Annotated in this window: 2 protein-coding genes and 2 pseudogenes; all 4 read right to left on the bottom strand. The window is 41.1% G+C overall.

What is annotated here, in order from left to right:
* Positions 1–817: 817 nt before the first annotated feature.
* Positions 818–2,236 carry a phosphomannomutase gene (locus AB6E78_RS22670; RefSeq protein ID WP_372134248.1) on the bottom strand — a complete coding sequence of 473 codons (1,419 nt, stop codon included), beginning with the start codon at positions 2,234–2,236 and terminating at the stop codon, positions 818–820.
* An 18-nt stretch (positions 2,237–2,254) separates the two neighbouring features.
* Positions 2,255–2,688: pseudogene (locus tag AB6E78_RS22675) on the bottom strand (transposase); the annotation flags it as partial.
* Positions 2,689–2,955: 267 nt separating this feature from the next.
* Entirely contained in the window at positions 2,956–4,383 is a 1,428-nt protein-coding gene (locus AB6E78_RS22680; protein ID WP_372134247.1) for a mannose-1-phosphate guanylyltransferase/mannose-6-phosphate isomerase, read from the bottom strand.
* Positions 4,384–4,474: 91 nt separating this feature from the next.
* Positions 4,475–4,660 (bottom strand): annotated as a pseudogene (locus AB6E78_RS22685) (hypothetical protein); the annotation flags it as partial.
* Positions 4,661–4,845: the final 185 nt, after the last annotated feature.

Consider the following 4,845-nt stretch of genomic DNA (forward strand, 5'->3'; position numbering starts at 1 on the left):
CCATTCTAGGTTGGTACGTCGTTTTGCCATTTCAACTCTCCTTTGGGTTGGAGAGTTGATCTTATTCTTCGTGCTGAAGGATTAGAATGCGGTGTTCATGGCACGCTTACAGTACTTTTTGAGCTATTCCCTTTTGATACGCCACCCACCAAAGCCAAAAAACCATACATATCAGACACTTAAGCCAACCCCGAAATAGCGATGATCTCATTGATTTTCGTAGACTTTTACTGCCCCAGACTACCACCATATTCAGCCCCAAAGGCATTCAGTGTCCACAGGAGTCATCATAAGGTCCATGACAATTTACAATTAATGGCAATAACTTTAGTTAGCTCACAGCAATCGTTCAATCCACTCATCGAGTCGTATTAATCATTCCCATTGGGCTGGCTATCGTCGATGTTGAAGGAACACCACGACTAAAATCACCACACTGATTCAAGAAATCCAACTTTGCTTTGCCGTATAGGACATTGCTTTCCGGCCATATTGACCCGAAAGTATGGTGCAAATTGTTAACAAAATGATATCAATCAACTTGTTGCTAAACTTTATCTTGTTGCCGGTAGTCTGGGATAACATCGAAAATAGATTCTTATGTGATATCTCTAACCAATGGAGTTTAATAGTTGAGAACCCACTGTACCACGAACTCTTTTAAAATGGGCATGTACGTGAATTCCCCCTAGTTCATTAATCGCTTACACAACAAATACATGGGTACACTGTATTTTTCACCACATATACATTCTGGTGACCTACTCCTACTTCATCACCAAGCAATTTAATGAGAGACTACTAATGGCAATTCTGTTTAAATTAATTGAATTTTCTCTAAAACCTTATCAACATACTTCTTCGCACTAGCGATACTCGTAGACTCGGCATAACAACGAAGCTCTGGCGCATTACCAGAAGGGCGAAGGTGGATAACATCATCGTTGCCAAGTGTTAAACGCAACCCATCGGTAACATCTACATGCTTAATCACAGTATTGTCAAAACCTAGCTTAATCAGTAATAATTCAGGGTTAGCCTGACCATCAGCTAAAATTTGCATGCTTTTTTCAGTTGCAAAGTTTTGAATACGGTCACTGTCCGTCACTCGTTGAGGTAGGGCATTAACCAGTGAAGAAATACCACTTTCCCCAGCAGCAGCAAGCAGCATTAGAGCGGGTAAAACGGCGTCACGCGTTGGCAGTGCTTTTAGCGTTTTTCCATTAACTTGAACATCACTACCCAATAAATAGCCACCATTGGCTTCAAAACCAGCAATAGAAACGTACGTCTTCGCCAGTGGCGCAAATTGGCCAATCACATAAGGCGAACCAATCTCGGTACGCTCAACATGTTTAAACACATTTAAGCTCTCAACCACGGTATTGCAACTAACGGGGATTGCAAGTGCTTCAATGTTCATCGCCCTTGAACATAACAAACCAAGAATGTCACCACGTAGCCACTCACCGTTCTCGTCGGCAACTAGCGGGCGGTCACCATCGCCATCAGTCGAGAAAATAGCATCTAGTTGATGTTGTTTAGACCAATTTAATGCTTTTAGCTTATCTGTATCAGCTACAGCTTCGGTATCGATAGGAACAAATTCATTACTGCGCTCCAATGAAATAACTTCAGCGCCAAGGCTGGTAAATAGCGGTGCATATAAATCACGGCCAGCACTTGAATGCTCGTAAATACCCATACGTTTACCGCTAAGTAACGATATATCGAATAACTCAGTGTAACGAGCAATATAGTCCGTTGCGGCACGTTGGTTAACGATCAGTTCAGGCAAATCACTGATTGCAGTAAATACCGCATCAGCGTTTAAAATCGCTTGCTCATCAGCTTTAGTAATTTCACCATCAGGTCGATAAAACTTAAGACCATTACGATCGAAAGGAATATGGCTACCAGTAATCATAATGCAGGGAATGTTGTCTTGCATTGCCACATAGGCCAGCGCTGGTGTTGGTACCACGCCATAATAAACGGCTTCAAGACCTAACTGCTCTAAAGCTTTAATACAAGCTTGAGCCATTACTGGGCTGCTCGGGCGATTATCAATGGCAAGCGCTACGGTTTTAAACTGAAACTTCCCTTGCATACACTGCAAAAATGCATGGGTAAAAGCTGCGCAAACATCAGCTGTAAACTGCGCTACCAAACCACGAGCACCACTGGTACCAAATTGAATGCCTGATTCTTTAATAACTGTTGAACTAACTAACATATGGAATTCTATACCCGTTCAAATTGAAGATGCAGGTTTCAGTATCTGAAAATCATCCGTAATTCTGGATGCAAGTGAGCCTGCAACTTCTGGTAGCGTCACACGAAAAAATTGTTGATCACAGAGGTGAATGTTGCTTTGGAGGGGAAATAAATATTGTACCTCGCATGCTCATTCATGACTTTCCAAAGTCGCTCTATTGGATTTAAATTAAGGCTGTATTGTATTAAGTACTGAAGCTCTATATTGAGTACTTTTGACGCATTTTTCATCATTTCTGACCGATGATAGGCTGTACCATCAAGCACAATATACACGGTTTGCTCCAGTGGATAATGCTCTTTATTGAGTATCCAAAAGAAGCGAACCATGCTCTCGCTATCTATCGTGTCATGAGCATCCGTAATCATTACGCTAATATCTTTCAGTGGTAGAGCATCGATTAGACTCATGGGTACCAAAAGATTGAGATATCATGACCTAACTCCAGAAGTCAGAAAAACTGCTTTTATACGGTCACACACGACTACCACGTTCAGTGTCGTGCATCTGTTCGAGTTGCTGCTTTTGTTCAGGAATGAGTACAATGTTCATGGTATGTAGCATGATCCTGATTTAATGAGAAATCAAGCATCTTCAATGATCACGTGGATATATAGTGAATATTGAACAAACTAAGTGGTTAAAAGCAGCTAAATTTAAGACAATTTATCTCACTTCTACTCACGACCATATCTGTCTTCAAAGCGAACAATATCATCTTCACCAAGATAACTGCCGGTTTGCACTTCAATCATTTCTAGCGGGATTTTACCTGGATTTTCTAAGGCATGTATTGTGCCTAGCGGAATGTAGGTAGACTCGTTTTCAGTTACAAGTATCGTCTTATCACCATTTAATACACTTGCGGTACCAGATACCACAATCCAGTGCTCTGATCGATGGTGATGCTTTTGAATAGAAAGTTTCTCACCCGGTTTAACAGTAATCCGCTTAACCTGATCACGCGAGCCAGAGTCAATTGAATCGTATTTTCCCCAAGGGCGGTTTACTTCTCGATGTAGTTTGTGCTCAGTTCTACTGGCGGTTTCTAGTTGATCAACAATAGACTTAACATCTTGTACCTTGTCTTTACTTGCAACCAAAATCGCATCTTTAGTTTCAATAACCATCAGATTATCCACCCCAACTGTTGCTACTAATTTGTTTTCTGAATAAATATAATTATTATTTGAATCAACTGTAAGGACGTCACCTTTAATAACGTTTTGGTTTTCATCTTTAGCTGATACTTCCCATAACGCAGAGAAAGAGCCTACATCATTCCAACCAGCATCCATTGGTACTACCATTACTGAATCACCTCCTTTCTCACAAAGAGGTTCCATCACAGCGTAATCAATAGAGTTATCGGGACAACTTTCAAAGATCGCTTTATCAACACGCACAAACTCCAAATCTAGTGATGATTTAGCCATGGCGCGCTTGCACACATCTAACATATCAGGTGCGAATTTAGCTAATTCTTCAAGGTAACGAGACGCCTTGAACAGGAACATACCCGAGTTCCAGTAATAATTACCGTTTGCTAAATACTCTTTTGCGGTCGCCAAGTCGGGTTTTTCAACAAATTTGCTTACAGAAAATGCATCTCCACCCTGGCATCCTGATTTGATATAACCATAACCGATTTCAGGTGTGGAGGGCACGATACCGAAGGTCATTAGGTGGCCGTTTTCTGCTAGCGGTAGTGCTTTTTCTACTGATGCAGTAAAGGCTTGTGTATTTTCAATGATATGATCAGCGGCAAGCACTAATAAAACAGGTTCATCACCATTAACTGCATTGTTAACTGCTTGCAGTGCAGCAAGTGCAATAGCTGGCGCCGTGTTTCTGCCTACAGGCTCTAAAATTATACCGCTATGCTCATAACCGCCTATACGCATCTGCTCAGCAGCAATAAAACGGTGATCTTCATTACATATCAATAATGGGGCTATGTGTTCAAGGTCGGATAGGCGTGCAACGGTTTGTTGCAACATCGACTGCTCACCTTTTACAGTTAGAAATTGCTTTGGATAAAGCTCACGAGAAAGGGGCCATAGGCGAGAGCCTTTACCGCCAGCCATAATCACAGGTAAAATCATAGGTAGTTCCAATTAACTTAAAAAAAGATGGTCTATAGTATTAACTATAGGATTTAACTTGCCAGACTAGGAATGATTGGATTGAATGTATTTATGCGTACTTAAAGCATAGGTATCGACACAAATTCAGCAAAAACGAACTGGGCAACTTTTTCATCCTGTTGATTTCCTCTATCGTATAAGTATTTAATACTTCGCACATTTGCAAGAACACTCAGAGACCAGCAAGCAAGGCTGAAGGTGTCACTGGCTTTGAACACTTCGTCAAATGTTCACTAAAAAATATTTAAATTCATCTGGATCAACCAATCTTACAATGCGAGACGCTGTATCTTGACTTGGTATACCTGATAAATATGGACTGAACTTTCTAAACTATTCTAAGTTCTTTTCCCCAAAGGCTTTACCCAGGGCAAGATTACGAAGCCCCTTGCCCTGCAAGGACTTGCGAAAGGTAAGCGT

The sequence above is a fragment of the Vibrio sp. 10N.247.310.98 genome, assembly GCF_041467395.1.
Taxonomy (GTDB): domain Bacteria; phylum Pseudomonadota; class Gammaproteobacteria; order Enterobacterales; family Vibrionaceae; genus Vibrio; species Vibrio crassostreae_C.

Excerpts from the sequence above, each read along its gene's own strand:
- AB6E78_RS22680 (WP_372134247.1), bottom strand. The coding sequence starts at position 4,383 with ATGATTTTACCTGTGATTATGGCTGGCGGTAAAGGCTCTCGCCTATGG.
- AB6E78_RS22670 (WP_372134248.1), bottom strand. The coding sequence starts at position 2,236 with ATGTTAGTTAGTTCAACAGTTATTAAAGAATCAGGCATTCAATTTGGT.